The organism is Okeania sp., assembly GCF_035285525.1.
In the GTDB taxonomy this organism is placed as follows: Bacteria; Cyanobacteriota; Cyanobacteriia; order Cyanobacteriales; family Microcoleaceae; genus Trichodesmium.
In genome coordinates, this window is sequence record NZ_JAYKGW010000189.1 from 1 (window position 1) to 2,682 (window position 2,682).

A 2,682-nucleotide genomic window follows, 5' to 3' on the forward strand; every position below is an offset into this window, starting at 1 on the left:
CTACCGTTACAACTAATGGTAACTTATTAATAGTATCAATAGATAAAACCAAAACTGGTCTAGCACCAGATTATTTTTTACCCAAAATTTTGGGTCTAAAGCCTCCTCTTTGAAGAGGATAAAAAAAGAAAATTCCATATTTCAAGCCTCTCTCTCAAGCAAGAAGTGCTGATAACTGATAACTGAAACGACCTTTTACCCGATTAAGATTTACAAAATAAATTTCTCCTCTCTGAATGGTCATAATTAATCAATTCCATCCATTTCGATAATTATAAATTCTTGGTCAATTAAAGCTATTTCTCTTTGCATATCTGGATTGCTTGCCATTAGTTAAATCTGATTTTCTATGTTAGATTTTGCAAATATTTGATTCGACTTTTGCTTGAATTTTTCAGTTAAATTGTTAAGTAACTATTTTTGTTCATCTAAAGATAAAGAATTAATTACTTGTCCAACTTCCAATAGTTTATTAGACATAAATTTTTTCTTGAGGAGCGATCGCCACAGAATAAATAATTAAAGGTTGCCAATCTTATTATTATATATTGTTTTAATAAACAATATAACTAAACCATTTAATTACAGGAGTTTTACCCAATAATAATTTTGGCTTATGGAAAATTTTGATGTTTGAGTGATGGAAACTTCTTTATTACTTATAGAGAAATAGGAATTTTTGCTTATGCTAATCAATCATCAGAAAGTTAATAATTTATAAACCAAGAATCATTTTTCCAATTAAGAATCCCCAGGCATAGATACTTGGGAAATATATCAAAATTTATTTATTAAATCCTATTAAGTAGCTAGATATTTAGATATTTCTGAATTGCTTCCTGTTCTCTATAAAGTTTCTTTTTCTATCTGTTGTGACTCTGAAAAATTATCTATCATTTCTTTTAATTCTTCTATTCCAGACCAGATATCTCTATCTATTGATTCATAGAAATTTTTCCAAAGAGGCAAAGTATCAGGGTAAGTATTTATAGTTTCTTGAAATAACTCTTTCAGTATAAAAGTAGAGACTCTAAGTTGACCTTTTGTTCTTTCTTCCTGGATCGTCTGGTTAAGTAAGTATTTAATATCTTCATCTGTCATAATTTGAAGAATAGGTCTAATATGTTTTTCGGCATTTTTTATGCTATTTGCCCAAGAACCAGAACAAATATATTTATTTATATTGGTTTTGACGATTTCCTTTACCAAAATAGCACTTTCTTTTCTATTAGCTTTTGCCCTCCGTAACACACTAATAAAAATTAAATTATCTTTATCGCTATTGATGTAATTGTTTTTATAAATAGCTAAAATATCATTTTTAATCTCTGGGAATAAATGAAGCAATAAAACTCCATAAGCTGTAGAAACAGCTTTTTCTTCTTTAAGGAAACACTTAATTTTTTGCTTGATATGTTCAGGACAGCAATCCGAAAATTTATTATCTAGATAAAATAGAAATGCTAAACTTTGTAACCTATTATAATCAGTTTTACCTAGAATATCCCTAAGTATTTTTCTTTCCAAAGATTCAAAAACATTTCTATAATCTTTTACTAAGCACTCTATAACCAATAGATAATTTTCTATTATCCTTCCCTCAGTAGAAGGAATATCTAAAAAGAGAACTTTTTTCAGAGAAAACAGAATAAGATTAAGCAAATATTTTTGAGAACCTACTAAGAAATGTCTACCACTTAAGAAATTTCTCACTCCCTCTAGATCGTCAGGAAAATACAAACCTTCCACATCTCTTTCTAAAGCTTCAATTAAAGCTTTTCCAATAATAGGAGGTTGACTAAGTAAAACTTCTATTGCAGTTCTAATATGTGTTCGAGCTAATTCAGGAGTTGGTTGAAATAGCAATCCTTCAGAATCTAAAACAGGATGGGCACAACGATGTCTATCTTGTTGAATTCTATCTAAATGTTCATACTCTAAATTAGTAATCATTTGAACTTTATCACGAGCATCTTTTAAAATTTCTCTTTCCCAACTTGCCACTTGCTTTTTATCAGGATTATTTCTAATTTTATCTATTTTTTCTATATTTTGTTTTGCTGCTTTATCGTGATAAGTTTCAGAAAGAATCCGAAATTTTTGGTACAAATCATATACAATAGCAATCCAAATTGAAACAATAGCAGAACGATAAGCTCCAGCAGAATAAGAGGCAATAGCTTCACCTGCATAAGCGCGAATATTCTCATCTTTAATTTCTAGTAAAAGTGCTTCTAGATCGGCTAATTGACTATAACTTCTCATTTGATATTTTATTACTTTTAGCTTTGAAAGTTTAATTTATCTGTAGTTGTATTAGGGATTATAATTCCACTTTATTTATAGTCCTAAACAATAGCATACTGCTGTTTCAATTTCTTTCATCTTATCATCAGATAATTTTCCTACTGGTTGCTCAGAAAACCTACTTACATCTAAATAACGAACTTGAAAACAAAGAAAAACTGTTTCTAAAGGTAATCCACTTTCATCAGATGAAACTCTAACATTAGTTGGAAAATCCCGTTGAATATTTTCGCTTTTTGTTCCTACAACTACCGTTACAACTAATGGTAACTTATTAATAGTATCAATAGATAAAACCAAAACTGGTCTAGCACCAGATTATTTTTTACCCAAAATTTTGGGTCTAAAGCCTCCTCTTTGAAGAGGATAAAAAAA

General features: G+C 29.1%; 1 protein-coding gene and 1 pseudogene. Both read right to left on the reverse strand.

The features are described from left to right. Positions 1–846: 846 nt before the first annotated feature. Positions 847–2,265: a hypothetical protein gene (locus VKJ25_RS18565; RefSeq protein ID WP_324238127.1), complete on the reverse strand. Its 1,419-nt coding sequence runs from the start codon at positions 2,263–2,265 to the stop codon at positions 847–849. Positions 2,266–2,340: 75 nt separating this feature from the next. Next, positions 2,341–2,610 (reverse strand): annotated as a pseudogene (locus VKJ25_RS18570) (type II toxin-antitoxin system PemK/MazF family toxin); the annotation flags it as partial. Between the last annotated feature and the right edge of the window lie 72 nt (positions 2,611–2,682).

Coding starts and splice junctions, on each gene's coding strand:
- VKJ25_RS18565 (WP_324238127.1), bottom strand. CDS start 2,265: ATGAGAAGTTATAGTCAATTAGCCGATCTAGAAGCACTTTTACTAGAA.